26 protein-coding genes and 1 pseudogene are annotated in these 26337 nt (G+C 46.0%); 16 read left to right on the forward strand and 11 right to left on the reverse strand.

Annotated features, from left to right (window positions below; genetic code table 11):
- Positions 1 to 26: 26 nt before the first annotated feature.
- Positions 27 to 1382 carry an aminotransferase-like domain-containing protein gene (locus FN782_RS14075; RefSeq protein ID WP_142506439.1) on the reverse strand — a complete coding sequence of 452 codons (1356 nt, stop codon included), beginning with the start codon at positions 1380 to 1382 and terminating at the stop codon, positions 27 to 29.
- 105 nt (positions 1383 to 1487) lie between these two features.
- On the opposite strand from FN782_RS14075, the pseudogene FN782_RS14080 reads away from it, so the two are divergent.
- A pseudogene (locus FN782_RS14080) lies at positions 1488 to 2425 on the forward strand (DMT family transporter).
- A gap of 50 nt (positions 2426 to 2475) precedes the next feature.
- Here FN782_RS14080 and FN782_RS14085 read toward each other — a convergent pair.
- Positions 2476 to 2868, reverse strand: coding sequence for a GNAT family N-acetyltransferase (locus FN782_RS14085; RefSeq protein ID WP_142506440.1), 393 nt, complete (start codon positions 2866 to 2868; stop codon positions 2476 to 2478).
- 293 nt (positions 2869 to 3161) lie between these two features.
- Between FN782_RS14085 and FN782_RS17080 the strand changes: the two genes are divergently transcribed.
- Positions 3162 to 4040 (forward strand): LysM peptidoglycan-binding domain-containing C40 family peptidase, encoded by an 879-nt coding sequence (locus tag FN782_RS17080; protein WP_142506441.1) that lies wholly within the window; start codon positions 3162 to 3164, stop codon positions 4038 to 4040.
- A gap of 35 nt (positions 4041 to 4075) precedes the next feature.
- Here FN782_RS17080 and FN782_RS14095 read toward each other — a convergent pair whose 3' ends face one another.
- Positions 4076 to 4291 (reverse strand): hypothetical protein, encoded by a 216-nt coding sequence (locus FN782_RS14095; RefSeq protein ID WP_142506442.1) that lies wholly within the window; start codon positions 4289 to 4291, stop codon positions 4076 to 4078.
- A 275-nt stretch (positions 4292 to 4566) separates the two neighbouring features.
- On the opposite strand from FN782_RS14095, the gene FN782_RS16955 reads away from it, so the two are divergent.
- Entirely contained in the window at positions 4567 to 4725 is a 159-nt protein-coding gene (locus tag FN782_RS16955; RefSeq protein ID WP_185956329.1) for a hypothetical protein, read from the forward strand.
- A 173-nt stretch (positions 4726 to 4898) separates the two neighbouring features.
- A complete protein-coding gene (locus FN782_RS14100) occupies positions 4899 to 5840 on the forward strand; it encodes an aromatic acid exporter family protein (RefSeq protein WP_185956330.1) in 942 nt (313 codons plus the stop codon).
- Positions 5841 to 5884: 44 nt separating this feature from the next.
- Here the strand turns inward: FN782_RS14100 and FN782_RS14105 are convergent, their stop codons facing one another.
- A complete protein-coding gene (locus tag FN782_RS14105; RefSeq protein ID WP_142506444.1) occupies positions 5885 to 6253 on the reverse strand; it encodes a DUF423 domain-containing protein in 369 nt (122 codons plus the stop codon).
- 221 nt (positions 6254 to 6474) lie between these two features.
- Between FN782_RS14105 and FN782_RS14110 the strand changes: the two genes are divergently transcribed.
- From FN782_RS14110 to FN782_RS14125, 4 genes are all read left to right on the forward strand, one after another.
- On the forward strand, positions 6475 to 6924 hold the full coding sequence (locus FN782_RS14110; protein ID WP_142506445.1) for a thiol-disulfide oxidoreductase DCC family protein: 450 nt from the start codon (positions 6475 to 6477) through the stop codon (positions 6922 to 6924).
- Positions 6921 to 7391: a hypothetical protein gene (locus FN782_RS14115; protein ID WP_142506446.1), complete on the forward strand. Its 471-nt coding sequence runs from the start codon at positions 6921 to 6923 to the stop codon at positions 7389 to 7391. Before FN782_RS14110 ends, FN782_RS14115 begins: the two co-directional genes overlap by 4 nt.
- 439 nt (positions 7392 to 7830) lie before the next feature.
- The gene (locus FN782_RS14120; protein WP_142506447.1) at positions 7831 to 9783 is read left to right on the forward strand and encodes a heavy metal translocating P-type ATPase; all 1953 of its coding nucleotides are present in this window, start codon (positions 7831 to 7833) and stop codon (positions 9781 to 9783) included.
- 159 nt (positions 9784 to 9942) lie between these two features.
- Positions 9943 to 11220 carry an MFS transporter gene (locus FN782_RS14125; RefSeq protein WP_185956331.1) on the forward strand — a complete coding sequence of 426 codons (1278 nt, stop codon included), beginning with the start codon at positions 9943 to 9945 and terminating at the stop codon, positions 11218 to 11220.
- Between the two features lie 75 nt (positions 11221 to 11295).
- Here the strand turns inward: FN782_RS14125 and FN782_RS14130 are convergent, their stop codons facing one another.
- The 4 genes from FN782_RS14130 to FN782_RS14145 all read right to left on the reverse strand — a co-directional run bounded on the left by FN782_RS14130 (position 11296) and on the right by FN782_RS14145 (position 14257).
- Positions 11296 to 12828 (reverse strand): flotillin lipid rafts scaffold protein FloT, encoded by a 1533-nt coding sequence (locus FN782_RS14130; RefSeq protein WP_142506449.1) that lies wholly within the window; start codon positions 12826 to 12828, stop codon positions 11296 to 11298.
- A 7-nt stretch (positions 12829 to 12835) separates the two neighbouring features.
- Entirely contained in the window at positions 12836 to 13375 is a 540-nt protein-coding gene (locus FN782_RS14135; RefSeq protein ID WP_142506450.1) for an NfeD family protein, read from the reverse strand.
- Positions 13376 to 13470: 95 nt separating this feature from the next.
- Positions 13471 to 13923 (reverse strand): hypothetical protein, encoded by a 453-nt coding sequence (locus FN782_RS14140; RefSeq protein WP_142506451.1) that lies wholly within the window; start codon positions 13921 to 13923, stop codon positions 13471 to 13473.
- 34 nt (positions 13924 to 13957) lie between these two features.
- Positions 13958 to 14257 carry an antibiotic biosynthesis monooxygenase family protein gene (locus tag FN782_RS14145; RefSeq protein WP_185956332.1) on the reverse strand — a complete coding sequence of 100 codons (300 nt, stop codon included), beginning with the start codon at positions 14255 to 14257 and terminating at the stop codon, positions 13958 to 13960.
- 168 nt (positions 14258 to 14425) lie between these two features.
- Here FN782_RS14145 and FN782_RS14150 point away from each other — a divergent pair, with 168 nt between their 5' ends.
- From FN782_RS14150 to FN782_RS14160, 3 genes are all read left to right on the forward strand, one after another.
- Complete coding sequence (locus FN782_RS14150) at positions 14426 to 15478, forward strand: ABC transporter ATP-binding protein (protein WP_142506453.1); 1053 nt, start codon at positions 14426 to 14428, stop codon at positions 15476 to 15478.
- Positions 15475 to 16995: an ABC transporter permease/substrate-binding protein gene (locus tag FN782_RS14155; protein WP_142506454.1), complete on the forward strand. Its 1521-nt coding sequence runs from the start codon at positions 15475 to 15477 to the stop codon at positions 16993 to 16995. The genes FN782_RS14150 and FN782_RS14155 overlap by 4 nt, the downstream gene beginning before the upstream one ends.
- Before the next feature lie 252 nt (positions 16996 to 17247).
- On the forward strand, positions 17248 to 18111 hold the full coding sequence (locus FN782_RS14160) for a PhzF family phenazine biosynthesis protein (RefSeq protein WP_142506455.1): 864 nt from the start codon (positions 17248 to 17250) through the stop codon (positions 18109 to 18111).
- 120 nt (positions 18112 to 18231) lie between these two features.
- On the opposite strand, the gene FN782_RS14165 is transcribed toward FN782_RS14160, so the two are convergent.
- The gene (locus tag FN782_RS14165; protein WP_185956333.1) at positions 18232 to 18756 is read right to left on the reverse strand and encodes a thermonuclease family protein; all 525 of its coding nucleotides are present in this window, start codon (positions 18754 to 18756) and stop codon (positions 18232 to 18234) included.
- A gap of 11 nt (positions 18757 to 18767) precedes the next feature.
- Positions 18768 to 18977 (reverse strand): helix-turn-helix domain-containing protein, encoded by a 210-nt coding sequence (locus FN782_RS17535; protein WP_142506457.1) that lies wholly within the window; start codon positions 18975 to 18977, stop codon positions 18768 to 18770.
- A 66-nt stretch (positions 18978 to 19043) separates the two neighbouring features.
- Here FN782_RS17535 and FN782_RS16960 point away from each other — a divergent pair, with 66 nt between their 5' ends.
- Both FN782_RS16960 and FN782_RS14175 read left to right on the forward strand, forming a co-directional pair.
- Positions 19044 to 19199 carry a hypothetical protein gene (locus FN782_RS16960; protein ID WP_185956334.1) on the forward strand — a complete coding sequence of 52 codons (156 nt, stop codon included), beginning with the start codon at positions 19044 to 19046 and terminating at the stop codon, positions 19197 to 19199.
- 130 nt (positions 19200 to 19329) lie between these two features.
- The gene (locus tag FN782_RS14175; RefSeq protein ID WP_246064967.1) at positions 19330 to 20898 is read left to right on the forward strand and encodes a cation:proton antiporter; all 1569 of its coding nucleotides are present in this window, start codon (positions 19330 to 19332) and stop codon (positions 20896 to 20898) included.
- A gap of 407 nt (positions 20899 to 21305) precedes the next feature.
- Here FN782_RS14175 and FN782_RS14180 read toward each other — a convergent pair whose 3' ends face one another.
- Positions 21306 to 23531: a PBP1A family penicillin-binding protein gene (locus FN782_RS14180; RefSeq protein ID WP_185956335.1), complete on the reverse strand. Its 2226-nt coding sequence runs from the start codon at positions 23529 to 23531 to the stop codon at positions 21306 to 21308.
- Between the two features lie 207 nt (positions 23532 to 23738).
- Between FN782_RS14180 and FN782_RS14185 the strand changes: the two genes are divergently transcribed.
- From FN782_RS14185 to FN782_RS14195, 3 genes are all read left to right on the forward strand, one after another.
- Positions 23739 to 24164, forward strand: coding sequence for a DUF2621 family protein (locus FN782_RS14185; protein WP_142506492.1), 426 nt, complete (start codon positions 23739 to 23741; stop codon positions 24162 to 24164).
- Positions 24165 to 24307: 143 nt separating this feature from the next.
- Positions 24308 to 25219, forward strand: coding sequence for an ABC transporter ATP-binding protein (locus FN782_RS14190; RefSeq protein WP_142506460.1), 912 nt, complete (start codon positions 24308 to 24310; stop codon positions 25217 to 25219).
- Positions 25216 to 26331, forward strand: coding sequence for an ABC transporter permease (locus FN782_RS14195; RefSeq protein ID WP_142506461.1), 1116 nt, complete (start codon positions 25216 to 25218; stop codon positions 26329 to 26331). Before FN782_RS14190 ends, FN782_RS14195 begins: the two co-directional genes overlap by 4 nt.
- Positions 26332 to 26337: the final 6 nt, after the last annotated feature.

Here is a 26337-nt window from a genome sequence, read left to right on the forward strand (position 1 = left end):
CGGATGATTTCTTTTGCAGGGAGGTATTAAACATAATTCCCGCGATGGTTGATTTCCTTTACAATCAGGTGCACGCCTTGTTTGATTTGGGACTCGTTTACATTGAATACATGGAGCTTTAGAATCTTATCCTGTGGAAATGTTTGCAAATAGTGACGGTGGATGGGGTCCACCCATACGTTTTGCTGTTTCAAGCGTTTGATCAACTTGTTTACAATGATTGTTCTAGGCAATACCATATGGACATTCATACATAAAGAAGAAGGGCGATGGAAAGCGTCAGCTTTCAAATCAGTGGGAGCATGCCGTTCAAGCTCTTGATAGAGTGTGTTGGCACGACTCAGGTAGGAACGGTGTACCCGGTCCCTGTGCCGTTCAAACATCCCGCTTTTCATATAGATCTCCAAGGCGGCTTGGGAAATCATCGAACTGTCGATATCGGCAATTTTCTTATACTGTTGGAAGCTCTCCACCAATATTCGCGGTAAAACAGCTACACCCACCCGCAATCCGGGAAATATAATTTTTGAGAAACTTTTTAGATAAATGATTCGATCATTAGGTAGGTAAGAAAATAGGGGATCTATCTTTGAATCCTGTTCAAAGTCGGCTAGATAGTCATCCTCCACAATATAGACATCATACTGCTCTGCCAGTTTGACGATCGCTTCTTTTTCCTTTCTGGAATACGAAGTGCCCAAAGGATTGTGGAATCGGGGCATGGTATAGAAAAACTTGATATCCCCCTTGCTGAAAACCTTCTCCAACTCCTCCAGATCAATGCCTTTCGATGTTCGTCGAATTCCAACGGCTGGGATCTGATGGGTATTGAAATGTTCCATAAATAAATGGTAGCTTGGCTGTTCCACTGCGATTTTGGATTGGTGATTGGGAAATGGAAGTAAGGTGAGCAGAAAGAGGGCTTGTTGAACACCGGAAGTAATGACGATGTTTTCTTTTTTTGTAAAGACCTGATCCGTTTCCAGGTGCTTTTGCATCATTTCAATCAGGGATGGTAACCCCTTTGGGGTGCCATATACAAACAAGTCCTGTTGGTAGGAATGAATGGCTTGATTGATGCAATGTTGAAAGTCCAGGTAGGGAAATTGGTTCCAAGCGGGTGTGGAGGTGGCAAAGTCAATGTGATCGCTTGGAGGGCTTGGAAAGTCAAAATCTTTCTTTACGACGTAGTATCCGCTCTTGGGGACAGAGTATATTTGATGTCTTTTCTCCAATTCCTGCAATGCCTTGATGACAGTCGTTTTACTGCATTGATACTGCTTGGACAATATGCGAATGGAAGGGAGCTTTTCCCCTTCCTTTATTTGTTCGGTTTGGATCAACTGTTCCAGAGCGTTCAACAGAGATTGATATTTATGCATCGATGTCATTCCCATTCTGTACCGGTACAGATTGTATTTATTGATATTGTAAGCCATTCCCTTCAGCCATACAATACGGTTATTGGTTGAGGGGAGGTTTGATCAATGAACTTGCATAAAAAAGCCTATCTGGCGGCATTGTTATATGCTTCCATTATCGGTTTGTCGTTTATGCTTGTAAAAATTGCCCTTACGGTAGCCAGTCCGACGGATACATTGGCACACCGATTTACGATTGCGTTTGTATTTGCCACGCTTCCAGTTTTATTTGGAAAAGTAAGAGTAAAGGTTGCTGTAAGTGATCTTCTGCCCATATTTTCCCTGGCGCTCCTATACCCGGTGCTATTTTTTACATTTCAAGTGTTTGGTCTTGTCTATACCTCTTCTTCGGAAGCGGGCATTATCCAAGCCACCGTTCCCATCTTTACATTAATCCTGGCAACGCTCTTTCTAAAAGAACACTCCAGCATGGGACAAAAGGTTTCAATCCTTAGTTCCGTATCGGGTGTCATCTATATTTTTATAATGAATGGGTTCAGCATGGAAAATTACAGTATCAAGGGAACCTTGCTGATTCTTTTATCGGCTCTGTCTGTATCGTTTTATAGCATTTTGGCCAAAAAACTGACCAAGAAGTATACGTTATTTACATTAACCTATGTGATGACTTTCTTTGGATTTATAACGTTTAATGGATGGGCCATTACAAACCATATGGTTGAAAAAGATCTTGTCCACTTTTTTACACCCTTTTTAAGCTGGAAGTTTATCCTTGCTGTTTTCTATTTGGGTGTCCTGTCCTCTCTTTGTACTTTGTTATTATCCAATTATGTACTCTCCAAAATTGAAGCTTCCAAAAAGAGTGTGTTCAGTAATCTGGCAACGCTGATCACCATGATTGCCGGGGTACGATTCACTTTTATCATGTGATCGGTGCGGTGGTGATTCTTGCCGGTGTGTTTGGAACCAATTATCTTGGCTCCAAACCCGGAAGAAGAGAAGTAAGGATGATCAATAGCCGACCTGAAAAGAATATAGGATGATGAAAAGATCAGGAAAGAGGGAGCCTTTTAAAGAGATGTTTGCTGCAACCCTAGCAGGAAACATCTTTTTGGTATTTCACAAGGGTGGTTACCTTACCAAAGAAATCATCTTCCATTTGTTCGACTGGAAGAAAATTCATCGCCTGATAAAACTGCCTGCCCCGATGGTTTTCTTTTTCCACCCAGGCAAAAACCTGATGGATGTGCGGTTGGGCGTTAAAAAGTGTGGTCAGGAGTTGTTTGCCGATTCCCAGTCCCTGAAATGATGGTAACAGATAGATACGGGTTAATTCAAAATGGGCAGGGGCGTGTTCAGCCAACTCCGCATAACCAATGATTTGCTCTTCTTTACAAGCCACATAAAACTGCCGATGGGGTCGGTTACAATCGTCCTGATAAGCTTTGAGCAAGTTTTCAGTGGAATAAGCCCTGTTTAGAAACATTTCAATCGCTCTGTGTGGTAAAAATGAACCATAGGTTTGGAACTAGGTTTGATAAGCGACGTGCTGAATACCGGCGAGGTCCTTTTGTTGAACGGGTCGGATCTGCATTTTGATCACCTCCATCTCATGCGCATCACGGATTGACAACGAAACCCGTTATATCATCTTCAGAAAAATCCATATTTTGATACATAATCCATATCTCCCGCCCATACAATGGAGAATCATAGATTTTATGATAGGTCCAATCCATTCATCAGAAGGACAATTTATTGCATGGGGGGATTTGAATCATGGATCATCCCGGCAAGAAGGTGATGACTTCCTTAGCCTTGGCCGGTTCCTTGCTCCTTCCGAGTCAATCTGTCGATGCGGCTGTCTCGACGGAAGCGGAAGATGAAAAGGTGAAGAAGGACAAAGAAGGGAATCAGGCTACGCAAAGCACATCTGAAGTTCAACGATCTCCACAGAAAGTGGAATATCATGTGATTTCTTCAGGGATTCGGATGCACATGGGGGCATCTTCCGGGCAGGATTCCAGCTCTTCTGATGTTCAGTTTAAACGGTCCGCCGGGTTTCATATCGTTAAAAAAGGGGATACCTTGAGCGAAATCGCTGCGGACCATGGAATGAAGCTGAAGAATCTGTTAAAGCAGAATCCCCAGGTTGACAATCCCCATTGGATTCAAGTCGGGGACCGGATTCGCTTGGACGCATCTTCCAAAGAGAGTAAGGATTATACGAAATCCAAGCAGAAGAAAGGATCTTCCAACCTTTCTTCATCGAATGGAAGGCAAAGTGGAAAAGCGTACCAGGTGATTCGCGAAGCCAAAACGCTTCTGGATGCTTCTTACCAATACGGTGCGGAAGGACCGAATCATTTTGACTGCTCAGGATTTACGCAATATGTATTTAAGCAAAACGGATATCATCTTCCCCGAAGCAGCTCTGCGCAAGCATCGGTTGGTCAAGCCGTTCGTCGCAGTGCCCTGAAAATGGGAGATTTGCTTTTTTTCCGCACCGGTGGAGGTGGAATCAGTCATGTATCGATTTATATGGGGAATGGGCAAATGATCCATGCGACCAATCCTCGAAGCGATATCACCATCAGCAACTTAAATGAACGGTACTGGAGTAAACGATATGCCGGTGCCCGACGAGTGATCCAGTAGAAGAAACCAACGGCTTCCTTCGGGAAGTCGTTTTTTTATCCGTCGCCTTTGCGTAGCCAGAACAGAACCAGACCCATGAAGAAAAAAAGAAAGCCAATGGTCATAAAAAAAAGGTAAGATCCTATGGAGTCGGGGAGTGATTGGCCAGTAGCAGCCACAGGGAGTCCGACAGCCATTTCCAAATCCACCCAGGCGGTGGATGGAATCAGGATTAACATCCAAGTGAAAACAAATGAAGTGATCGGTCTCATATGGGTATCCCCCTTTGATGTCTCGGTTTTGTATATCACTATAAAGATATTTTCGCGTTTTGCCACTCCATTTACTTCTTTTTTTCAAAAAATATATCGTCCGGTATGTGACGGCTCCTCACTTATCCGGGTGACCTATTCATTTGGTTTTATTTTATGATTCATGCAAAAGATGCCATTTTTAGGTAGCGTCAGCATAAGGCTTTTGTATTGTGATAGAAAAGAGACCTAAAACGAGGCACATACATTCGAATAACAGGATAGGGGGAGGGAAAATGGTTCTATCATTTGGTCGAAAAGTAACGGTTTTACTCATTCTTGTTTTGCTGATTCTGGGTATGTTTCCATCCAAGGCCAGTGGAGAAAAGGTGGAGGACTGGAATTGGAGTATCTTGTTCACGGAAAAAAATCGTTCAGAGCGGGGAAATCTTTGAAAGAACGGCTGCTTCCTTTGTGGAAGCAGCTTTTTTAATGAAAATGACATTTTGGACAAAAGAAAGGGAATCATGTAAGCTGGTAAAAACAAGGGAAAAAAGGATATACAATCTGTGCCCAATTTTAAATGTTTTTAAACAGGTTGAATGTGAGACGGAGGAATGAACCAGAGATGCGAATCGGTTTTCGGACAACTAAAACAGTGATTGCCGTCCTCTGCTCCATTTTTATTGCGGAGGCGTTGGGATTGAAACTGTCTACCTTCGCAGGAATTGTGGCAACCCTTCTGATTCAGACAACCCGCCGGGAAACACTTGTGGCAGCTGTTAAATTATTGGCCGCCTCTTTCATCACCTTGGTGATCTCGACCCTGCTTTTATATTTTTTGGGGTTTCATTTGTTTGTAATCGGATTGATATTGCTGATCATTATCCCAATTCTGACCAGCACCCGCACTCAACGCGGTGTTGTTTTGAGTACAGTGGTCTGTATTCATCTTTATACAGCCGGGAGTGTCCAATGGGAAGTACTGGTCAATGAATTGGCTCTGCTGTTTGTGGGAATGACTGTGGCGATCACCATCAATCTCATCTATATGCCCAACCGAAAGGATGCCTTGGATCATATTCAAGTGCAACTGGAGAGAGAAATGGCTTCGTTTTTGGATCAATTAGCTTTGGCTTTGGAAGGGGAAAATGAGGACTGGGATGGAGGGGAGATTCTCCGGATCGGTTCATGGATTCAAGAGGGCAAACAACTGGCCGTGATTCATGAGGATAATTATATCACTCAGGACGATATGCTGGATCTTACGTATTTTGAAAGAAAAGAGAAACAGTTTTCCCATATGAAATATATGTTGGTGTTGGTTTCACGGGTGGAAACAGAAGTGGTTCAGGGAAAAATGATCGCCGGACTGTTGCGACGTCTGGCTCAATCGTTGCGGGAGCGACAGGAGACCGCATCGGAAGCGCTTATTCTGGAAACGGAATCCTTGCGGGAACGATTTGAAGCGATGGATCTTCCGGCCACACGGGAGGAGTTTGAAACCCGGTCCGCACTTCTTCAGATTTTGCATGAATTGAAGGCATTGATTCGGAAGGAAGTATGGTGAGTGAAAACAAGCCAGGCTCATCGAGTCTGGCTTGTTTTCACGGTTTAAAGTTCTTTAATGGCAGAAACGGCAATGAGCGCCCAGCCGATCAAAAATGAGACACCACCGAGTGGAGTGATCATTCCCAGCTTGGTAATGTTGGTTAAAGCCATGATATACAGGCTGCCGGAAAACAGAATGATTCCAACCAGCAGAAGCCACCCTCCACTTGTAACTAGGGGAGTGTTGATACGGGTGGTCAACAAACCGACAAAAAGCAGTCCCAGGGCATGGATCATATGATATTGAGCACCGGTTTGCCAATTGGCCAACATTCGTTCCGATACTTTTCCTTCCAGACCATGAGCTCCAAAGGCTCCTAGAGCGATGCTTAGAAACATATTGATGGCCCCCAACAAGATAAACCCCTTCATTTTACACCCTCCATTCTCGATTGTTTCTATGATTCCCATTCAGTATATCGTTTTCTCATGATAATGCACGTTACGGTCTTATTAAAACCAGGAGTTCTTTTGTCAAAAACCGAAAAGATTGTATAGGTAACGTGCTTAACGATTGTTCAGTTTCTGTTTAGGTTCTATTAAGGTGGACGATTTAGAATCAATATGAAGTGTTGTGGAAGGGAGCGAAACCGATGGATGGTGTCGCAAGAGAGCGGGTTCAAAATCCTGTCGTTCTTTTCGACGGTGTATGCAATGTATGTAACCAAACGGTGCAGTGGATTATCCGCAATGACCCGAAAGGGCAATTTCGGTTTGCTTCGCTGCAGTCTGATGTGGCGGAAGCGCTGTTGAAGGATGCAACCATGCGGTCAACCTTAGGGGATTCCATGATTCTGATTGAAGATAAACGTATATACATGGAATCCACAGCGGCATTGCGCATATGCCGAAGGTTGGCAGGCTGGAGAAAAGGGCTTTATGTGTTTATCCTTATTCCATCCTTTCTTCGGAATCGAGTGTACCGTTGGTTTGCCCGTCATCGATATCGGTGGTTTGGAAAACAGGATCAATGTATGCTTCCCACCCCAGAGATTCGGAGCCGCTTCCTAGATCAAATGGAAGGAGGAAAAAGACCTGAATGAAACAAATCCGATGGAAAAGGGTGTTTGCTCAATCCATTCCGACAACCTTTCGTTGGTTTTTGGCAGCCAACTTCCTGATCTATGGAGTGGTCAAGCTGGTCATAGGACAGTTTGGGGTTCCTTCGAATGAGATTGCAGCGGCAAATGGAGAAGGATTTGTCATGGCATGGACATTTTTTGGCTATTCCCGTGTTTATGAAATATTTATTGGATTGGGTGAGGTGGTCGCAGCCATCCTGATTCTGATTCCCCGTACAGCTACAGTGGGAGCGATTTGCTATTTTCCAATCACGATCAATGTAATGATGGTCAATTACTGTTTTGATATTGGCGTGCAGGATTTAAGCACAGTGATGACGGGAATGTGTGCGGTGCTGTTATGGATCGACCGTCATAAATTGATGGGTCTTCTGCGTCCTTCCTCACAAAAGGAAAAAAAGATTGGAAAAGAGGGGATCAGCGGATGACCAGCTTTGTCCTTATGCAATTGGTTGGATGCTTTATCCTATCCACCTTGTATTACACATTTAAGGAATGGAAGGGATAAGTCTCAGTCTGTCCAGAATGATGTCTTAGAATGGGAGCAAGGAGAAAAACAAAACGCATAAGCACGACGGATTCTGTCAAGGTCCTGAATAGCAGATCCCCGTTTTCCAGCAGTTGTTGGAAGCGGGGATTTGTTTTTAAAAAAGAATCCAATAAAGGATATTTACAAATAGTAAATATCAGTTTATAATAATTACAAATATATTTCACCTATTCAACTCTATTGCGCGAAACCAAAATCGATAATCATTCTCAACGTGTTGCTGTTTGTCGGATTTCCGGCAAACAGCTTCTGTCATTTTAAGGGGTCCGATATTGAATTTTATTCTCAATTGACCATAGCGAAAGGCGGGTGGGAGTATGTTACAAGAGTTGAAAATGGAGTCGCGGGCAACGATGTCTGCGATGAGGGATACAACATCAGAGAAAAATGTGCCCAAGAACGAAAGTCAAAAAGGTGGGAATTTGTTTTTACAGACGCATGGAGAAGCAATCGCGGCAGGAGTGAGCGGAGCATTGATTCTGCTGGCATGGCTAGGGCAAAGCTGGCTGGGGTCACTGGATGTCATATGTTATCTGACCGCTTATGTAATTGGTGGTTTTGCAAAAGCCAGAGAAGGGCTTCTTGCGTTTATCCATGAGAAAAAACTGGATGTGAACCTGCTCATGCTGTTGGCCGCAGCTGGAGCTGCGGGGATTGGATACTGGCTGGAAGGGGCGCTCTTGATTTTCATTTTTGCCTTGAGTGGAGCGCTGGAAGCCTATTCGGAACAAAAGAGCCGCCGGGATTTGTCCGCATTGATGTCAATGAAACCGGAAACGGCCCGGATCATCATCGGTGGAAAAGAACGCCGTGTGCCGATTGAGCAGCTGAAGGTGGAGGATCAGGTATTGGTAAAGCCGGGTGAGCAAATCCCTGTGGATGGAACGGTGGTCCGGGGTATGTCTGAGGTGAATCAAGCCGCGATTACCGGTGAATCCGTGCCGGTGGAAAAGGGAAAAGGAGCCGAAGTGTTTGCTGGAACGCTTAATGGAACGGGTTCGTTAATGATTCGTGTCGATCGGTTGTTGGAGGAAAGTACCTTTTCACGTATTGTTCGACTTGTACAGGAAGCGGAAGAACAGCAACCTTCCGCTCAACGAACGATTGAGCGTTTTGAAGGATGGTATGTCAAGGTTGTGTTGGCTGTCACAGCCCTGCTTCTCTTCTTGCCTCCACTCCTCTTCTCTTGGAGCTGGAGCGATGCAGGTTACCGGGCGATGGTGTTTATGGTCGTGGCTTCCCCTTGTGCAGTCGTTGCCTCCATTATGCCTGCGGTATTGGCTGCCATGTCCAATGGTGCCCGCAAGGGCCTTTTGTTCAAGGGAGGTTCTTACGTCCAAGCGTTGGCGGACATTGGGGTGGTGGCTTTTGATAAGACGGGAACGCTGACACATGGAGAACTTGCGGTAACAGATGTGGTACCTTTGAGGGATTGGAGCAAAGACGGAGTATTGAAAGTGGCTGCCACATTGGAATCGTTGTCGGAGCATCCCATTGCCCAGGCCATCATAAGAAAAGCACAGGAAAAGGAAATGGATGTTCAGCGTCCGGAGCATTTTGATTCATACACCGGACGGGGAGTGAAGGTGAGATGGAACGGAAGACATTGGCGGATCGGGAAGCCGGAATGGATTCTCTCTCCTGATGAAAGGGATCAACTGTTGCCAACATTGGAATCAGAAGGAAAAACGGTGGTTTGTCTCGCGAATGAAAACGGCCCTGTCGGTTTGATTGCTCTGAAGGATACCATTCGGACTGAAGCGCAAATGGCGATCCAGGCGTTGAAAAAAATGGGGATTACTACGGTCATGCTGACAGGTGATCGAAGGCAGACAGCGGAAGTGATCGCCAGGCAGGCGGGAGTGGATCATGTACGTGCCGAGCTTCTTCCGGAATCCAAGGTTCAGGCCATTCGCGAACTGGAAAAAACGTATGGATCGGTCGTGATGGTAGGAGATGGAGTGAATGATGCCCCCGCTCTGGCAGGAGCTACAGTGGGAATCGCCATGGGGGCCGCAGGAAGCGATGTTGCCTTGGAATCCGCTCAAGTGGTTTTGATGAATGACGATCTGAATAACCTTCCAAAAGCGATTGCCCTCGGAAAGCGGACTGGATCGGTGATTCGACAAAACCTGGTCTTTGCCCTGTTGATGATCGGGGTCTTGATCGGCACCAATCTGTTTCAGGGGCTTCCGTTGCCAATGGGTGTAGTGGGTCACGAGGGAAGTACGCTGCTCGTGATTTTAAATGGATTACGCCTGTTACGTTGAAGAAGTCAATCAGACGATCGTCCCAGAAAAGTCCTGCGATGGATGCAGGACTTTTTTGGTATGAAAAATCCGGACTTTTCGCAGAGGAGATTGCTTGGAGTCCATTGTATCATCAAAGATAGTTGACATCTCATTTTTGTTAGAAACAGGTGAAAAATGATGAATTCCATATGGAAAGAGCGACGAATCTATATATTGCTAATGGCCAATATCGCTTCATCGGTAGGGACAGGAATATCCGGGATTGCTGTTCCCTGGTTTCTGATCCAGCGATCCGGAGGGGAAGCCATTTATGGGTATTTGATGTTCGGAATGACGGTCGTCTCTTTTCTGTTGTCTCCGACGATTGGTGTATGGGTGGATCGTGTTTCCCGAAAGCGGCTGCTTTTATGGAATCAATGTTTCGGGATGATGGTAACATTTCCACTCGCTTTATGGGGATTCACGGTTGGACACTTTGAAATATGGCAGTTGGTAGCAGTTAGTGCTTCCAGCTTTCTGTATTACACTCTGCATTTCCCGGCTCAGTTTGCTTTGGTACAGGAGATTTTTGACCGTTCCCAGTATTCGACACTAAACAGTCTGCTTGAAGTGCAGAGTCAGGCAGCGGCTGTGATCAGTGGGGGGCTGGCCAGTTTGCTGTTGGATCGGGTGGGTCTGGACTGGATTTTATTCCTTGACTTTGCTACCTACTTACTCAGCTTCTTGCTGTTGTGGAGGATTCCCTACTCCCGGAAATCGAGGGAAGATGGGGAGACTCCTGTTTTCCGGAGTTGGTGGGGAGACTTCCTGGAAGGGTATCAGTATCTTCGAACAAAGCCGATGTTAACCCTTTTCTTTCTTTGTACATTGTTTCCGTTTATCGGGGTGATGGCAAGCAATTACCTGAATCCCATCTATGTGGTGAAAACGCTGAATGCGGATGCAACCGTTATGGGTCTTCAGGAGATTATGTATGCAGTGGGTGCTGTGGCGGCGGGGGTATTGATCCCATGGTTTGTGCGTCGTCTGGGTCCCTATGCCACTCTGCTCACCACAGTTGGCTGTTTTGTCCTCGCCACCGCGGTATTGGCCTTTGTTCCAATGGTGATGGTTTTTTTAATGATCAAGTTGCTGTTTGGTGTGGGAAATGCCGGAACACGGGTAGTTCGCAAGACACTGATGATGGAGAAGGTGCCCAACCGATTGATTGGAAGGGTCAATAGTTTTTTTATGGGGGTTGGTTACATCCTTCGCATCGTCCTGTTAGGCTTGTTTACTGAAATGGTTCCCGAAAAAGGGGCCATGTGGGCATATGCGATCTTGTTGATTCTTATGGTGGCGGCTTGGATCGGTATTGCTGCCAGTCGCAATGTGCTCAAAAATGATAGACAATACCCTAATTATCCAATAAAAATGAAACAGGTTGGGGTTCATGACAAAGTGGTGAAGGGGTGATTTCCATTTCTGCATCTCTTCCTCCAAGACAAAAGAGACAACATGGGTTGCAACCATGTTGTCTCTTTTGCTCTTTTAACTGTCGGTCTGATCAGGGACAGGTTTCGGTTTAGAGGGCTTATCTTCCTGTTCCAGCTGCGATTTCGCCAGAGAAATTTCCGGTTCTTTGGAGGTATGGTCTTGAATCATTTGGTTGATGTCAATTCCAGAGACTTGTTTCACCATTTCCGGAGCTTGAGCCATCAGTTGGGTGACATAATTGCTTACCTTGGAGGCACCATCCCCACCTTGGCCGGAATCCACGACGGTAATCTTATCGATTCGGGACATGGGTTCTGTTACTTTCCCTGCCAACTCAGGCAGCATTTTGACGACCAGATCCAAAACAGCTGCTTGACCATACTGTTCAAACGCTTCTGCCAGTTTTTGTTTCGCTTCTGCCTCTGCAAGACCTTTTGCCCGAATCACATCGGCCTGAGCCATTCCCTCTGCTTTCTCCACTTCTGCTCGTGCTTCCCCTTGGGCTTTATGGGCTGAGGCATCCGCCTCCCCTTTGGCTCGAATCGCCTCAGCTTCGGCTTTGGCCTGCGCTTCTTGCTCAAAACGGGTGGCTTCAGCGGACTGCTCTTTGGCGTAACGATCCGCATCTGCTTTTTTGCGGACCTCTGCATCATATTGCTTTTCCCGGCGCAGAATCTCTTTTTCTTCCAGTTCAATCGCTTTGCCCTTTCGAACCAGTTCAATCTTCATCTCTTCGTCCACCACTTGTTGCTTATACCGGTTTTCCTGCAGTTGATATGCCTGATCCGCTTCCGCTTTCTTCATATCCTGCTCAATTTTATATTGAGCCACTTTCAGTTCTTTTTCTTTCTGCGCTTCGGCAATATGTGTTTCAGAGATCAGAGTGGCTTTTGTCCCCTCTTGTTTTGCTTTGGCTGTCTGTATTTCTGTATCCCGACGAGCATTCGCTTCCGCAATATCTGCATCCCGACGTACGGCTGCAATCCGTGGTCGCCCAAGGGCGTCTAAGTAGCCGTTATTGTCACGAACATCCTTGATGGTAAAGGAGACGACCTGTAAGCCCATCTTTTTCAAGTCTTTAGCGGCAACTGCCTGAACTTCCTGTGCAAATCGATCCCGGTTTTTGTAGATTTCTTCCACTGTCATGGTTCCCAGAATGGCCCGAAGATGACCTTCCAAAACTTCTTCTGCCTCATCCTGAATCATTTCCGTTTCTTTGCCCATAAATTGTTCGGCAGCCGTGGCTACATCCTCCAGGGAACTGCCCACTTTAATGATGGCGACACCGTCAGCCATAACCGGTACACCTTGTTCCGTATAAACTTCTGGAGTGGAGACGGTTAATTTATGAGAGAGAAGAGAGAGACGTTCCGCTTGTTGAAAGATTGGGACAATAAACGCCCCGCCCCCACGGATGATTTTCATTTTTTTGGAGGAAGAATCCGTTAACACATTTTTTCTGCCTAGCATACTTCCGGTTACAATCATCGCTTCGTCCGCACCCACCGTTTTATACCGTGCCCAAAAGCAGACGGCCAAAACCAGGAGTGCGCTGCCTGCAAGAATGAGGATAAACAGGGCATTCATGATAAAATCATCCTTTATTATTTTGATTTTTTTCAACCGGGGTGACCCAGAGGGTATCATCCTCCACTTTGTGGATGATCACACGGGCTCCTTGAGGAATGGATTGATGAAGGAGACTGGATGCAATTTGATTGGTATGACCCCCTCCTGTCCAGATTAAAACTTCCCCGTATCCAACAGCAGGGATGGTGGTGATGACTTCACCCTCGCGGTCCGTCAGATCGGCCATCCGAAAGCTGGAGGAGCGTTCAGCGTTTTCAGCGGGTTTGACCACCAGAAGGTATAAGAGAATAGAGATTGTAGCAGCGATTCCCAAAGAGGATAAAATCAGGGTCAATCCTTCCAATGCTGTGGTTTGGGTCAGAAGAATTCCTGAAGCCCCAAAGGCGGTAAGACCTCCTGTCCAGAGGATCGGGGCAAGGAAAGGGGAAGAAGCACCTATGACTCCTTCAAACAATCCTTCCAGTAGGTCGCCAAGAAGCCATATGATTACGGTTAAAAGGAGTCCTGTAAAAAAAGAGCACCAAAACACCAGACTCCAATCCATGGAATCCGTCCCCCTTTTCGATTCTTCATGATTTGCGAATTGGAAGTTTTACAAAAAAGAGAAGATCCGCCTTTTGGCGGATAGCGAAGTATAGATTATTGGAACTTCAGGGTGACCACAAAGATAATGAACACTAACAAAAGCAGAGTGATGTTCAAAAGGTTGATATAACCTTTGACTGTCTTTGTCATCGCGGAAGGTTCTGTTTCCGACTTTACTCTTTTCAACAGACGGCCTCCATAGACAGGCAAGCCGACGGCATACAAAAGAACAATCAGGCTTCCAAACCGTTCTTTGATCAATAGATACATGGGCTTATCCGGTCCCCATTGAATCAGGAGATACAATCCAGAGGCTAGGGTAAGTATGGCTACCGGAACCATCATACGGACATTCAGGTTATGGACATTGACAAGGCTTTCAGTCATGGAGATGCCTTGCTCATGCAATTTTGTCGACTTTCTTAACCAAGTGGCCATGACGGTGAGCCCGCCTACCCAGCTCGCGATGCTCAGCACATGGATAAATAAGGCGATTTTTACGTCCATGAATTTTTTCCCCATTTCTGTTTGAGGTCAATATTTAGGTAATCAGCACTTCAAACCCTTTGATTTCAGAGTTCCGGGTCTGGGTCCGGTCGGATCGTTTCCGGCCACCGTGTGACTGGGCGAAGTGTTCACTTTCTGTCCAACGGATAAAGTCTTCCTTGCTTCTGAAAACTGTTTCCGCCACCAGATGTGTTCCATCTTCCGCTTGCAAGAGGCGAAAAGAGACAAACCCCGGAACCTCTTTCATTCGCTCAGGAGCTTGACGAAAACGTTCTACCAGGATCAGCATATGCTCCTTGGAATCCACTTGGATTTGGTTGTTTACTTGGTACATAACTGGACACCCCCTCTCTATTTTACACAAACAACTCCCCATTTTGGAGCAATCAAGGGGAACTATTTTTTCGTATGTCAAAAAGTCATGGATTTGCCATCGGGAAATAGAAGGTGCAAGATGGAGAAAGACCGTGTTTTTTAAACAGTGATGAAGGAGGGTTTGACTTTGATTACCTTTACCTCCGTGTCGAAAACCTATTCGGACGGCACGGAAGCGTTAAAGTCCCTTAATTTCCATGTAAAGGAAGGGGAGTTTTTTGTTTTGATCGGTCCCAGTGGTTGTGGAAAGACAACCACAATGAAGTTGATCAACCGCCTGATTGAGCCGACACAAGGAGAGATCTATTTTAAGGGTCAGGAAATTCATACCTATCCGATTCATGAACTTCGCTGGAACATTGGATATGTATTGCAGCGAATTGCTTTGTTTCCTCATATGACTGTGGCTGAAAATATTGCAGTCGTACCGGAAATGAGAAGATGGGAAAAAGCTAGGATTCGGGAACAGGTGGATCGGTTGCTGGAACGAGTGGGGATGGACCCTGTGACATATCGTCACCGCAAACCGGCAGAGCTTTCAGGAGGACAACAACAGAGAGTTGGGGTAGCTAGAGCGTTGGCTGGAGATCCCGATCTCATTCTGATGGATGAACCATTTAGTGCGCTGGACCCGATCAGTCGGGAACGTTTGCAGCTGGATATTCAAAATCTACAGCGGGAAATCCGGAAAACGGTGGTCTTTGTTACGCATGATATGGATGAAGCGATGGCTTTGGGGGATCGGGTTTGTCTAATGCGAAAAGGACGCATCATCCAACTGGACACTCCCCAACGTCTCATCCAACATCCGGAAGATGACTTTGTACGGACATTTATCGGAGACAGAAAAATGCCCTGGCAGACGGCGATTGATGTAATGGTGGATGCTAACAGTCCCTGGATCGTAATGGAAGGAGAGCGGAAAGAGACGGATGGTCCGCTGTTTGTTCGTGGAGAGAGGGGAGAATTTCTGGGTTGTTTGGAAAACGGGATTCTAAAGAAGGAGGTACCCGTGCTTCCAAATCACAGTCCGCTGCATGAAGCCCTTCAAATCTTTCGGGAAAACGGAGTGGAGCGAATGCCAGTCGTTCGGGAAGACAAGCTGGTTGGTGTTTTGTCTTACCGGAGTATCGTGGATTATCTGGAACGGGTGGAGCGCCAAAAGGGGATGACACGATGATCCGACAGTGGATTCAGTTGGTGGAGAAACATGCAGATGAGCTTGTTCAAACGACGTGGGAACATCTTCAGTTATCCATGCTTTCCCTTCTGCTGGCAGTGTTAATCGCTCTTCCTCTGGGAATCTATCTGAGCCGAAAACAGAAGCTGGCGGAATCGATCATTGGAGTGACCGCTGTATTGCAGACGATCCCCAGTTTGGCGTTGCTTGGGTTTATGATTCCTTTGCTCGGGATTGGAAAAACACCGGCTGTGATTGCGCTGACTGCGTATGCCCTTCTGCCGATCCTCCGGAATACATATACAGGCATCAAAGAGGTGGACCCAGTGCTGACAGAAGCGGCGACAGGAATGGGAATGAGTTCTTGGCGACGGCTTGTAAAAGTGGAACTTCCTTTGGCCATGCCTGTGATTATGGCCGGGATTCGAACGGCAATGGTATTGATTGTGGGCACGGCGACCCTGGCCGCTCTGATCGGAGCCGGCGGTCTGGGGGACCTGATCCTGACAGGGATTCAACGGGCGGATAATGGTTATATTCTGTTGGGAGCCATCCCCGCAGCATTATTGGCGATCTTTTTCGATCTCGTACTTCGGTTGACAGAGAAACGCTCCCGCAATGCTTCAGTTAGACCGATTGCGGTTGTGGGATTGTTGGCGGTCCTGGTGGTGCTGGCCCCGTTTGTCACCGTGGATTCCAAAGAGGATATCGTCATTGGTGGAAAGCTGGGGGCGGAACCAGAGATTCTGATTCATATGTATCAAATTCTGATTGAAGAAAAGACCGATCTTACCGTCCAATTAAAACCCCGTCTGGGAGGAACGGATTTTTTGTTCAAGGCTTTGCAAAAAGGGGATATTGATATTTATCCGGAATTTACGGGAACAGCCATTACCACTTTGTTGAAGAAAGAACCTTCCGGCACCGACGAGGAGGCTGTATATCGCCAAGCAAGGGAAGGACTTATGGATAAATATAATCTGGTGATGCTGAAACCTATGGCGTATAACAATACCTATGCTTTGGCGGTCAAAAAGAAGACGGCACAGAAATATAACCTGAAAACGATTTCTGACCTGAAACCTCACGTGGGTCAGTTGAAGGCGGGGTTTACCTTTGAGTTTAAGGATCGAAACGACGGATATCGAGGGATTCAAAAGGTATATGGTTTGATGTTTCCACATTTGCAAACCATGGATGCAGGGCTTCGCTCCAAAGCGATTCAAACTGGAGACGTAGATGTGATTGACGCTTATTCCACAGATGGATATATGATTGAGTATCGTTTGGTGGCGTTAAAAGATGATCAACAGCTCTTTCCAACCTATCAAGGGGCACCTTTGATGCGTAAGGAAACATTGGAGAAGTATCCGGAATTGGAAGGGGCACTCAACCAGCTGGCTGGCCGGATCACAGAAGAAGAGATGCAAAAAATGAACCACCAGGTGGACTTTAAAGATGCAGACCCCAAACAGGTGGCGAGCAATTATTTAAAGCAGGAAGGGCTGGTGGAGTGAAGAGATATATACTAATTTGCAAAACAGATAGATAAGAGGGGATATAAAAGGATTTTCACCTTGCTGCAAATTTAGGAGGAATTAGTGTATCACTTATTTCTCTTTTATTTTGTGGCTGGAGGGTTTATTTAACCTATTGAAATGAAGTTTAAAGGTTAATTCAGAAAGGGTATATGATAAACATAAGGGGTTTCACATGAATGCAAAAGCGCTTCCCCAGAAGAAGCGCTTGAATCATAAGGAGAGGTTTTCATGGACGTCATTCATACAAGAGTTTTTGAATTGAAGCAAGGTGGAGGGAATCCTTGTCCGGTTGTACTGGATGCAGATTATCTATGTGATAAACAAATGCAAAAAATGGCAGCTGATTTTGGTGTAGAGACAGCCTTCGTTGTTAGACCAACCAGTAAGGGTGCAGATTATAGACTACGGTACTTTGTACCTAAACATGAAATGGAGATGTGTATCCATGCAACGGTTGGTGTAGTTACTGTGTTAGTAAAAAAGAAAGGCGTAACAAAATCACCTTTACAAATTGAAACGCCTTTAGGGGTTATTTCTGTAAGATGGGAAATGGTAGCCGATCAGATTCGGGTTCGAGTAATGCAATTCCCGCCGAAGTTTTTTAAAAACAATCCACTTGTGAATGAAGTGGCCCAAGTGTTGAATATTTCCAAAGAAGATTTGGCTTTAAACGCTCCTGTGCAAACGGTGTCTACTTCTCGGCCTAAATTAATCATTCCTTTGAAAAATGAAGAGACTTTAAGCCATCTACAGCCCAATTTTCAAGGTTTGTGGGAACTTTGTAATCGTTATCATATCACGGGTTTTTATCCATATTCCGTTGTTGATCATGGTTTTGTTTCTGCTAGGCAGTTTCCTGATAAAGCAGGTTATAATGAGGACCCAGCTACGGGTGTGGCGGCTTGTGCTTTAGGTGCCTATTTGGTAGAACACCAAGTTTTTAAGAGGAAACAGGGGTGGAACGCTTTCAGAATAAAGCAAGGGGAAACAATGGGAAGCCCCAGCATCATTTTTGTTCGAGTTTATTATGACGAAGGAAATATCAAAAAAACGGAAGTTAGCGGAAATGCCAGGATTGTTAATGAGAAATAGAATCTTGCTGTCAGCTCACATCATATGTTCTTGTTGAGGGGATGTACCTTATCCTATCTTTTTTTGCAGATAAATGTAGATTCGTGATTTCCCTTCCAGCCCCTCGCTCACCTTTATGCTTCATTGATCTGGAACAAATCCATCGTCTGTCACATACGCAGGACAACTCCATATACCAACGCGTTTTTTCTTGGCCTTTAATTCTGTCCGCTGAAGTAAGTGGAGGAAATCCTGCCTCTTGGATGGTTCATTCTTCATTCGTGCCAGTCCATTTTTCAATAACTCCATCTGAACACTTTTCCCATCCGCAAAAACATAGGCTTTGACCCGAGAATCACTACTCTTCGGTTGAACATCGTATCTCAATTGAATTCTCTGCGCATTTTTTAAGAGAGAGTCTGTGAATTCCTTGGCTTCTTTCCCCAGAGGTTGTTTTTTCCGTACCTTTGGCGTTTCCATCTGAAGAAACTGTACCGTTTTCACTCTTCCATCTATGTTGAATCTGGCTTGGTCTCCATTTAACGTTTCAACAAAATCAGCCTTCACTACGATTTTATTCACAGGCATCTCAAGTACTTGATTTGGGTTCTTACATCCTGAAAGCAAGAGGAAAAACGGCAATACCCAAAACCATCCCCGATGCATCGAGAGCCTCCTTAAAATCGAATCTTTTGGGTGTAGTATAGCATACATGGCTCGTTTATGAGTTGAAGGACGTTAAAATATGCTTTGTAACTCCAGTTCCATCCGAAAATTACTTTATAGTGATTCATATCAAATGGAAGGAAATCCAATGGGAATGATTTGTTAATGAGTGTTGCTTGTTCTTTTGTTGGGTAGATCCGAAACTTAAACGCTTTGTGCATTTGTTTTTCACCTCCTTTTCCTATATTATATACGTTAATACGTAATAGGACGAGGAGGCAAAATGAATGGCACGAAAGAAATTTACCACTTCTTTAGATGGAGAAGTGATTAAGCAATTAAAGCTACAAGCTGTTAAAGAGAATACAGATGCTAGCAAGATTATTGAGAAGTTAGTCAAAGAATATTTACAAAAAATGTCGGACTTACGAGAGAGGGATTAACCCCTCTCTCGTCGGTGTGCTCGCTTTCATCCCAACCCTGAAGGGCTGGGTTTTCCCGCTCGCATTCTATAAAATATTGAAGACAGACTGATATATAATAAAGATAGCATTGGGAAGAAAGGGGTTTATGATGGAAAACACCTTTGAGTTGATCCTTTTGTTGCTTGTATTGGCCGCTGGGATCACGGCCATTGCCAAAAAATTAAACATTGCCTATCCGATTGTGTTGGTGGTGGCAGGTACCTTGATTGGTCTGGCTCCGATCAAGGGATTGGAGGAGTTGAAGCGGTTTGTGGCGGAAGAGGAAGTTTTCCGGTTTGCGGTGATTTCCATCTTTTTGCCTGCTCTGCTTGGGGAAGCAACATTGAAGTTGCCCTTTTCTCACTTAAGAGAGAACAAAAAGCCGATCTTGATATTGGCTCTGGTTGGAACCTTTTTATCCTATATGGTTGCGGGTTTTTTGTTTATGGGATGGATCGGCTTTTCCGCTGCGGTGGCTTTCACCTTTGCCGCGCTTATAGCGGCGACAGATCCGGTCAGTGTTCTGTCGATTTTTAAGAGTATGAGAGTCAATCCCCGACTGATGACCATTATGGAAGGGGAGAGTCTGGTCAATGACGGATTGGCCGTTGTTTTGTTCAATATCTCCTCATTGAGCCTTCTCGCTTACCTGGATGCCGGTGCGGCCGGGATCGGTTTGGCGGGGCTGGAGCTGTTGAAGGTTGTGGTTGGCGGTTTGGCTGTGGGGGGAATTCTTTCTTATGTTTTTTCCCAGTTGACTCGCTTTTTTGACGATTATCCGTTAGAGATTATATTTTCCATCATTCTGTTTTACGGTTCATTCTTGGTGGCTGAATTGTTTCATGTATCCGGGGTGATTGCTGTGGTGACTGCCGGGCTGATCTTTGGAAATTATGGGGCACGGATTGGGATGAATCCCACCACCAAATTAAACATTCGAACGTTCTGGGACGTTTTGGCCCTATTGGCCAACTCCCTCGTCTTTTTTATGGTAGGTTTGGAAGTGACGGCTGTGGAGATTGGGGATAAATGGGGATCGATTACCCTGGCCATCCTTATTGTATTGATTGCCCGCAGTGTGGCTGTTTATTTCAGCCTTTTGCCGGTTCGGGATCTTCCGCGCACATGGAAACACATTTTTAACTGGGGGGGACTGAAAGGATCGCTGTCAATTGCTCTTGCTCTCAGTCTTCCAACGGACTTTCCCGGTCGGGATGATGTGCTTCTTCTCGCTTACAGTGTGGTTTTATTCTCCTTGATCGTTCAGGGATTGACCATTAAACCGCTGGTTCGATGGTTAGGGGTGAAACAGGAATCCAATCGTTTGTCCGAATATGAAAACAAATTGGCGCTGGTGCAGCGAAGCCTGTCTGCACAGGAAGAATTGAATCGTTTAAGGGAAAAGGCAACACTTTCCCCAGTACTTCATGAGAAGTTGGTTCAAACCTATGAAGAAATGAAAGAAGAGGCTTTGGAACGGTTGGAAAAATTGTATGAGGAAAATCCGGAGCTACAACGGGAACAGATGGCAGACGCTGTACAACTGGCACTTTATGCGGAGCATCGAGCGGTTGACGAGATGGAGACGGAGCATACCATTTCCCATCGCATGGCGGATCAACACCGAAAGGAAATCGTCAATCGGTTGGTGGGAAATGAAGAAAAGCAAGAGACTTAATGTAAAACATTGTTTGTGCATCATTGTGTGAAGTGTAGAAGAGCGACTAGAAAAGTCACTCTGAGGTTTAAGACAAAGTGGTGAAAGGGAGGTTTCCGTTTCCGCATCTCTTTCCTCCAGCAACGAAGTGGAAGGAGTCTGCTTCACCCCCTCCGGTCCCAACCAGCGGACAAAATATCCGCTAAACGGTTGGGACCTCCAGGGGTTCCGCTGGGTCGTCGAAAGTCGAAAAAGGATGCTCCACCGGATCTCCCCCTCTTATTCCCTTTGTCAGCAGTCTCAGAGCGCCCTTTCCTTCTTTAGAACTCTTTTTGTGGTTTGAAAAAAACGCCCCCGCTCAGACTCTCAGTCTGTTTGGGGGCGTTTTGTAATGAAACAGTTATGATGGGGTTCGAAAGCGAAGCGATTTATGGACTGGTCGGGTTGTCTCCGCCATCCCCTTCGTTATTGCCGGATGAATCTTCATCTCCACCGGTGGTGTTACCGGGTGAATTATCCTCTCCACCCGTGGGGTTGTCAGGGTTGCTTCCTTCATCTCCCGGATTTTCTTCGTCTCCGCCCGTGGGGTTTCCGGAGGTATCACCATCGGGTGGATTTTCGGGAGTCTCTTTGTCTCCTGGGTTTGTTCCGGTTTCTCCTTCTTCATCGGAAGGGGTGGTCGAGTCAGGATTCTCTTCCGGTTCGTTTTCATACTGCTTTTTAGGCGATTCCGGTTGGTTTTTTGGGAAGGAATCACCTGTGTTACCGGAGCGCTTTCCAGAAGGGGGTTTAAAATGGCTGGCTTTTGTCCCTTTCAGGGTATCGCTCATTACTTGTTGAAAGATTCTTGCCGGATATTGGCCTCCGGTAAGGTCCACCTCGCTTCCGTTTTCGTTGAAGACGGTGGTTGCCATGACATATTCAGCAGTGTATCCGACAAACCAAGCTTCCTTACTGTTTTGTGTGGTTCCGGTTTTGCCCGCTACATCCCGTCCGTCGGATAGCTGCGCATTTTTACCGGTACCGGCGTCCACTGTATATTTCAGGATTTGACTCATGATGCGGGCGGTGTTTTTGGAGAAGACCTTCTTCTCTTTTACTTCTTTCTTAGGTTTCACCACTTCCCCGTCCACATTGACGATCTTTTGGATGGTATGGGCCTGGGTGTACTTCCCGTCATTCGGAAAGGAGCTATAGGCCTGAGCCATCTGAAGGGTGCTGACTCCTTCTGTTAAACCGCCGAGTGCCAAGGGGGCAGGGGAACGATCTTTTGAATTCAATTTTAATCCCAGCTTTTGAGCATACTCATACGCAGTATCCACACCGACAACCTCAGTCAGAATGCGTGCTGTCGATACATTGAGCGATTTGGCCGCCACCACCTTTAAAGGTACGGTGCCGTGGTAGGTGTGGTCATAGTTTTTTGGAGTCCAGTCCCGATAGGTGAACGGTGAATCGGAGACAAGGGTGTTCGCCGTGTATCCTTTTTCCTCAATCGCCGGAGCGTAAGTGGTCAGCGGTTTGATGGAGGAACCCGGTTGGATGCGGGACAGGGCCCGATTGGCAAATCCGCTGCCGATATAATGACGACCACCACCGATTGCGGCAATCAGCCCATTCTTGGGATCAATCATGGTGGCACCGGCGTCCAGCTTCTTGTGATTTTGATAAAAAGAGTCCTTTTTCAATGTTTTTTCCAAAGAGAGTTGTGCTTTTTTATTGAGTCCGGTATAGATTTTATATTTTCCGTTAGCCAAATCCTTAATCCCATAGCGCTTTTCCGCCTCTTCAATCACATAAGCGGTGTAGGCTTTATATTTCTGCTTGTGTTCATACTTGGCATAGTATTTTTTGTCCACACCAAGATCCATCTTTTGGTATTTTTCTTTTTCTTCCTCTGTAATCAGGTCATGTTCCGCCATCTTTTTCAATACAACATTTCTGCGCTGTTTGGCAGCCTTTGGTCGTCTGTAGGGATTGTATCCTTCCGGTGCTTTGGGAAGGCCAGCCAAAAGGGCGATTTCGTGGGGCTCCAGCTTATCCTTGGTCAAGTCTTTTCCAAAGTAGATCTTGGAGGCCATCTGAATGCCAGAAACGTTATTGCCAAAATAGATATAATTCAAATAGGCTTCCAGAATCTGCTCCTTTGTGTATTTTCGTTCCAGATTGTAGGCGAGAGCGATTTCGTTCACTTTTCGCATAAAGGTTTTATCCCGGTCTTGCAAGATAATATTTCGTGCAACCTGCATGGTGATGGTACTGGCACCTTCTTTGGGACTCATCGTCGCAATGTCGATCGCAATCGCACGGGCAAATCCCTTCAGGTCAGCACCATTGTGTTCATAGAAGCGTTCATCCTCCACAGCGACAAAAGCTTTCGCCAAATCTTTGGATTGAACCTTGTCCAGCTTTACAAACTCACGTTGCTCGGCTCCAAGGGAGGCCACTTTTTTCCCTTTATAATCATGAAGCGTAGTGGCAAATTGCATGTTTTTCAGGCTGTCCAGTTCATAAAAACTGGTTGTCATCAGGACTGCAACAAGCCCCCCAATGATAATCAAAATACTGGTGGACAGGACCAGTAACCACCATTTTTTCGTCATCATGGACTTCATAAACAAGCGGCCATACGATTTTAATTTTTGAGATTTCATCCGATTTTTCTCCTCCCAAACTACAATATATATCATATTGGATCGACAGGGGAAGATGAATGTTGTTCAAATAATTTTTATATTTTGTGGGATGGTCACTCGAAACAGCTGGGAGCCGGTTTAAGGATCTCGGCGCCCGTTGTCTGTTCGTGTTAAAATGAAGAAAGACTCATTTAATGTGGGCGTGCAGAGGTGATAGTAATGGGTATGCCGGATTGGGTCATTTGGTTAATGATCCCCTGGTTTTTATTTATGATCTGGTTTTTGTCCACCGGTGGGTACTTTATGTTCCGTAAATTTTTGAAGGGAATGCCAAAAAAGGACGGGAAGTCGGATCTGGATTGGCAACAGTATTATATTGAAAAGACTCACCATTTGTGGTCAGAGGAACAAAAAGCATTATTGGAAGAGTTGGTTCAACCTGTTCCCCAACTCTTCAGGGATACAGCAAAACAGACGATTGCCGGCAAGATTGGAGAGCTTGTCGTGAAAGAGAATGGGAAACAGTTGAATGAAGATTTCATTATACGGGGGTACATTATGGCGACTCCCAAGCGCGATCACAAATGGCTGGTTGAGACCCTGGAACGAAAACAGATTGATCTAACCCCCTATCGGGAGCTATTGCAGTAGCTGAAAGAAATGTTTTATCTATAGGGTGAAGAGAATCATTGTCGTGATTCTCTTTTTTGTTTGGTTAAGGGTTGGGTGTTTTTCGGGTTTTTGTCTTCCTGTGCTATACTGAACGGGAACAGTACATAAAAGCGGAGGCAATCATGATACGGGTACGAAATCTGGTGAAACGTTACGGTGGAATTCGGGTCGTGGACGGGGTTGGGTTTGATGTGGCTGAAGGAGAAGTGTTTGGACTCTTAGGCCCCAACGGCGCAGGAAAAACGACCACAATGGAAATGATTGAAGGGTTGAGAAAACCGGATTCGGGTGAGATTCAACTTTTTGGAGTGGACGGTGTTCGTGAGCCCGACAAGATGAAGGAAATGATCGGTGTACAACTTCAATCCACTGCACTGTTTGATCACTTGACCGCTGAGGAGAGTATTCTTCTGTACGGGAGTTTTTACCGACAGATGCGCCCGGTGGATGAACTGTTGAAGGCTTTTGATCTGGAGGAAAAACGGAAAACGCTGGTGAAACATCTGTCCGGAGGACAACGACAACGCTTGGCGATTGCCTTGGCTGTAGTGCACGATCCGCGGGTTATTTTCCTGGACGAACCGACCACCGGTTTAGACCCTAAAGCCCGGCGGGATTTGTGGCGAATCATTCTCACCTTGAAAGATGAAGGAAGAACGATCTTTCTGTCGACTCATTATATGGAAGAAGCGGAACAACTGTGTGACCGGGTGGCGATTATGAATGCCGGTCAGGTGATTGATTTGGACAGCCCTAGTGGCCTCATTCGTCAACTGGCTTCCGACAGTGTGATTGAATTTGCTTTGGAGAAAAAAGCGATGGAGGTCTCTCTTCGCCAGCTCCGTGGAGTCAAAGAAGTGAGACAGGATGAAGGATTGATCCTGCTATTGACGAACGATCTTCGCGGGACGTTGTCAGAACTGATCCGCACAGCCGATCAGGAAGAGCTGGCATTGAGTGGATTGCGTACCCGTACAGCAACACTGGAAGATGTGTTTCTTGAACGAACAGGAAAGAGGCTGACTGAAAAATGAAAGCATACTGGCGATTAACATGGGCTCAATTGTTGCTGTTTGCCCGCAATAAAAATACAATTATTTGGTCATTGCTTCTCCCCATTTTTATGATGCTTGCCTTGGGCACCTTTTTGGGAGATGGCACTGGAACGGATCAGTTTCAGTTGAATGTGACGGTGGCGGATGAAGATGATACATCCTATTCCCGAAATCTGGTCAAGGAGCTGTCTAAGACCGGGGGATTAAACGTGAGTGAAACGTCCCGCGCTTCTGGTCTGGCCCAGGTCAAACAGGGGAATGCCGAAGTATTTGTCCTGCTGAAAAAAGGGATGGGGAAGCGCCTCTCAACAGAAGGGAAGGCGGGTAAAAGCGAACCCCTGGTGGAACTGTACCTCGATCAGAGCAATCCGGCTGTTGCGGAAATTGGAAGCACCGTGATCCGTGAGGAAGTGGACCGGTTCAACAAAGAGGCGGTGAATTATCAGCCACCAGTTGAAACCAAGCTGGTGAATATCCAAACCCGCCCCTTGGGTTATATTGACTTCCTGGTTCCCGGAATTTTATCCTTGATGATTTTAAGCAACAATTTGAACGGAGTAGCTGCTACGATTGCTTCCTGGCGAGAGCGCGGCATTCTTCGCCGGATGCAAGGCACCCCACTCAAAAGTTCCACCTTTATCGCCGGTCAGATTACCGCTCGTGTACTCTTAAACGGCTTGCAGGCCGTGACGGTATTGCTGGTGGGCTATTTTGTTTTTGATGTCCATGTATATGGTTCTTGGATGCTATTACTGATGTTTATTCTGCTGGGGACGCTGACATTTATGTCGATCGGATTTATTATCGCCAGTTTGGCCCGGACACCGGAGAGTGCATCACCGATTGCCGGATTGGTTACCTTTCCGATGATTTTTGTGGGAGGAATCTTTTTTCCAGTTCGGGATCTTCCCGGCTTGTTGCAACCGTTGGTGAAGGCGATTCCGATCGGCTACCTGACGGATGCACTTCGTGGGGTGATGAACGAAGGTGCGACCCTTCCCCAACTGTGGGTGCCGGCGACGGTGTTGGGAGCCTGGTTGCTCATTTCGTTTACAATTGCAACACTGACGTTTCGATGGGATGTGAAATGAGAAAGG

Source organism: Melghirimyces algeriensis, from assembly GCF_900182565.1.
Taxonomy (GTDB): Bacteria; Bacillota; Bacilli; order Thermoactinomycetales; family DSM-45169; genus Melghirimyces; species Melghirimyces algeriensis.

Bases quoted from the DNA above. Each gene is read 5' to 3' on its own strand.
- FN782_RS14130 (WP_142506449.1), bottom strand. From the start codon at position 12,828: ATGAATGCCCTGTTTATCCTCATTCTTGCAGGCAGCGCACTCCTGGTT.
- FN782_RS14100 (WP_185956330.1), top strand. From the start codon at position 4,899: ATGCGAATCGGTTTTCGGACAACTAAAACAGTGATTGCCGTCCTCTGC.
- FN782_RS14160 (WP_142506455.1), top strand. From the start codon at position 17,248: ATGGACGTCATTCATACAAGAGTTTTTGAATTGAAGCAAGGTGGAGGG.
- FN782_RS14190 (WP_142506460.1), top strand. From the start codon at position 24,308: ATGATACGGGTACGAAATCTGGTGAAACGTTACGGTGGAATTCGGGTC.
- FN782_RS14115 (WP_142506446.1), top strand. From the start codon at position 6,921: ATGAAACAAATCCGATGGAAAAGGGTGTTTGCTCAATCCATTCCGACA.
- FN782_RS16960 (WP_185956334.1), top strand. From the start codon at position 19,044: ATGGCACGAAAGAAATTTACCACTTCTTTAGATGGAGAAGTGATTAAG.
- FN782_RS14105 (WP_142506444.1), bottom strand. From the start codon at position 6,253: ATGAAGGGGTTTATCTTGTTGGGGGCCATCAATATGTTTCTAAGCATC.
- FN782_RS14135 (WP_142506450.1), bottom strand. From the start codon at position 13,375: ATGGATTGGAGTCTGGTGTTTTGGTGCTCTTTTTTTACAGGACTCCTT.
- FN782_RS14125 (WP_185956331.1), top strand. From the start codon at position 9,943: ATGAATTCCATATGGAAAGAGCGACGAATCTATATATTGCTAATGGCC.
- FN782_RS17080 (WP_142506441.1), top strand. From the start codon at position 3,162: ATGGATCATCCCGGCAAGAAGGTGATGACTTCCTTAGCCTTGGCCGGT.
- FN782_RS14155 (WP_142506454.1), top strand. From the start codon at position 15,475: ATGATCCGACAGTGGATTCAGTTGGTGGAGAAACATGCAGATGAGCTT.
- FN782_RS14075 (WP_142506439.1), bottom strand. From the start codon at position 1,382: ATGCATAAATATCAATCTCTGTTGAACGCTCTGGAACAGTTGATCCAA.
- FN782_RS14120 (WP_142506447.1), top strand. From the start codon at position 7,831: ATGTTACAAGAGTTGAAAATGGAGTCGCGGGCAACGATGTCTGCGATG.
- FN782_RS14185 (WP_142506492.1), top strand. From the start codon at position 23,739: ATGCCGGATTGGGTCATTTGGTTAATGATCCCCTGGTTTTTATTTATG.
- FN782_RS17535 (WP_142506457.1), bottom strand. From the start codon at position 18,977: ATGCACAAAGCGTTTAAGTTTCGGATCTACCCAACAAAAGAACAAGCA.
- FN782_RS14195 (WP_142506461.1), top strand. From the start codon at position 25,216: ATGAAAGCATACTGGCGATTAACATGGGCTCAATTGTTGCTGTTTGCC.
- FN782_RS14140 (WP_142506451.1), bottom strand. From the start codon at position 13,923: ATGGACGTAAAAATCGCCTTATTTATCCATGTGCTGAGCATCGCGAGC.
- FN782_RS14110 (WP_142506445.1), top strand. From the start codon at position 6,475: ATGGATGGTGTCGCAAGAGAGCGGGTTCAAAATCCTGTCGTTCTTTTC.
- FN782_RS14165 (WP_185956333.1), bottom strand. From the start codon at position 18,756: ATGCATCGGGGATGGTTTTGGGTATTGCCGTTTTTCCTCTTGCTTTCA.
- FN782_RS14095 (WP_142506442.1), bottom strand. From the start codon at position 4,291: ATGAGACCGATCACTTCATTTGTTTTCACTTGGATGTTAATCCTGATT.
- FN782_RS14085 (WP_142506440.1), bottom strand. From the start codon at position 2,868: ATGTTTCTAAACAGGGCTTATTCCACTGAAAACTTGCTCAAAGCTTAT.
- FN782_RS14175 (WP_246064967.1), top strand. From the start codon at position 19,330: ATGGAAAACACCTTTGAGTTGATCCTTTTGTTGCTTGTATTGGCCGCT.
- FN782_RS16955 (WP_185956329.1), top strand. From the start codon at position 4,567: ATGGTTCTATCATTTGGTCGAAAAGTAACGGTTTTACTCATTCTTGTT.
- FN782_RS14145 (WP_185956332.1), bottom strand. From the start codon at position 14,257: ATGTACCAAGTAAACAACCAAATCCAAGTGGATTCCAAGGAGCATATG.
- FN782_RS14180 (WP_185956335.1), bottom strand. From the start codon at position 23,531: ATGAAATCTCAAAAATTAAAATCGTATGGCCGCTTGTTTATGAAGTCC.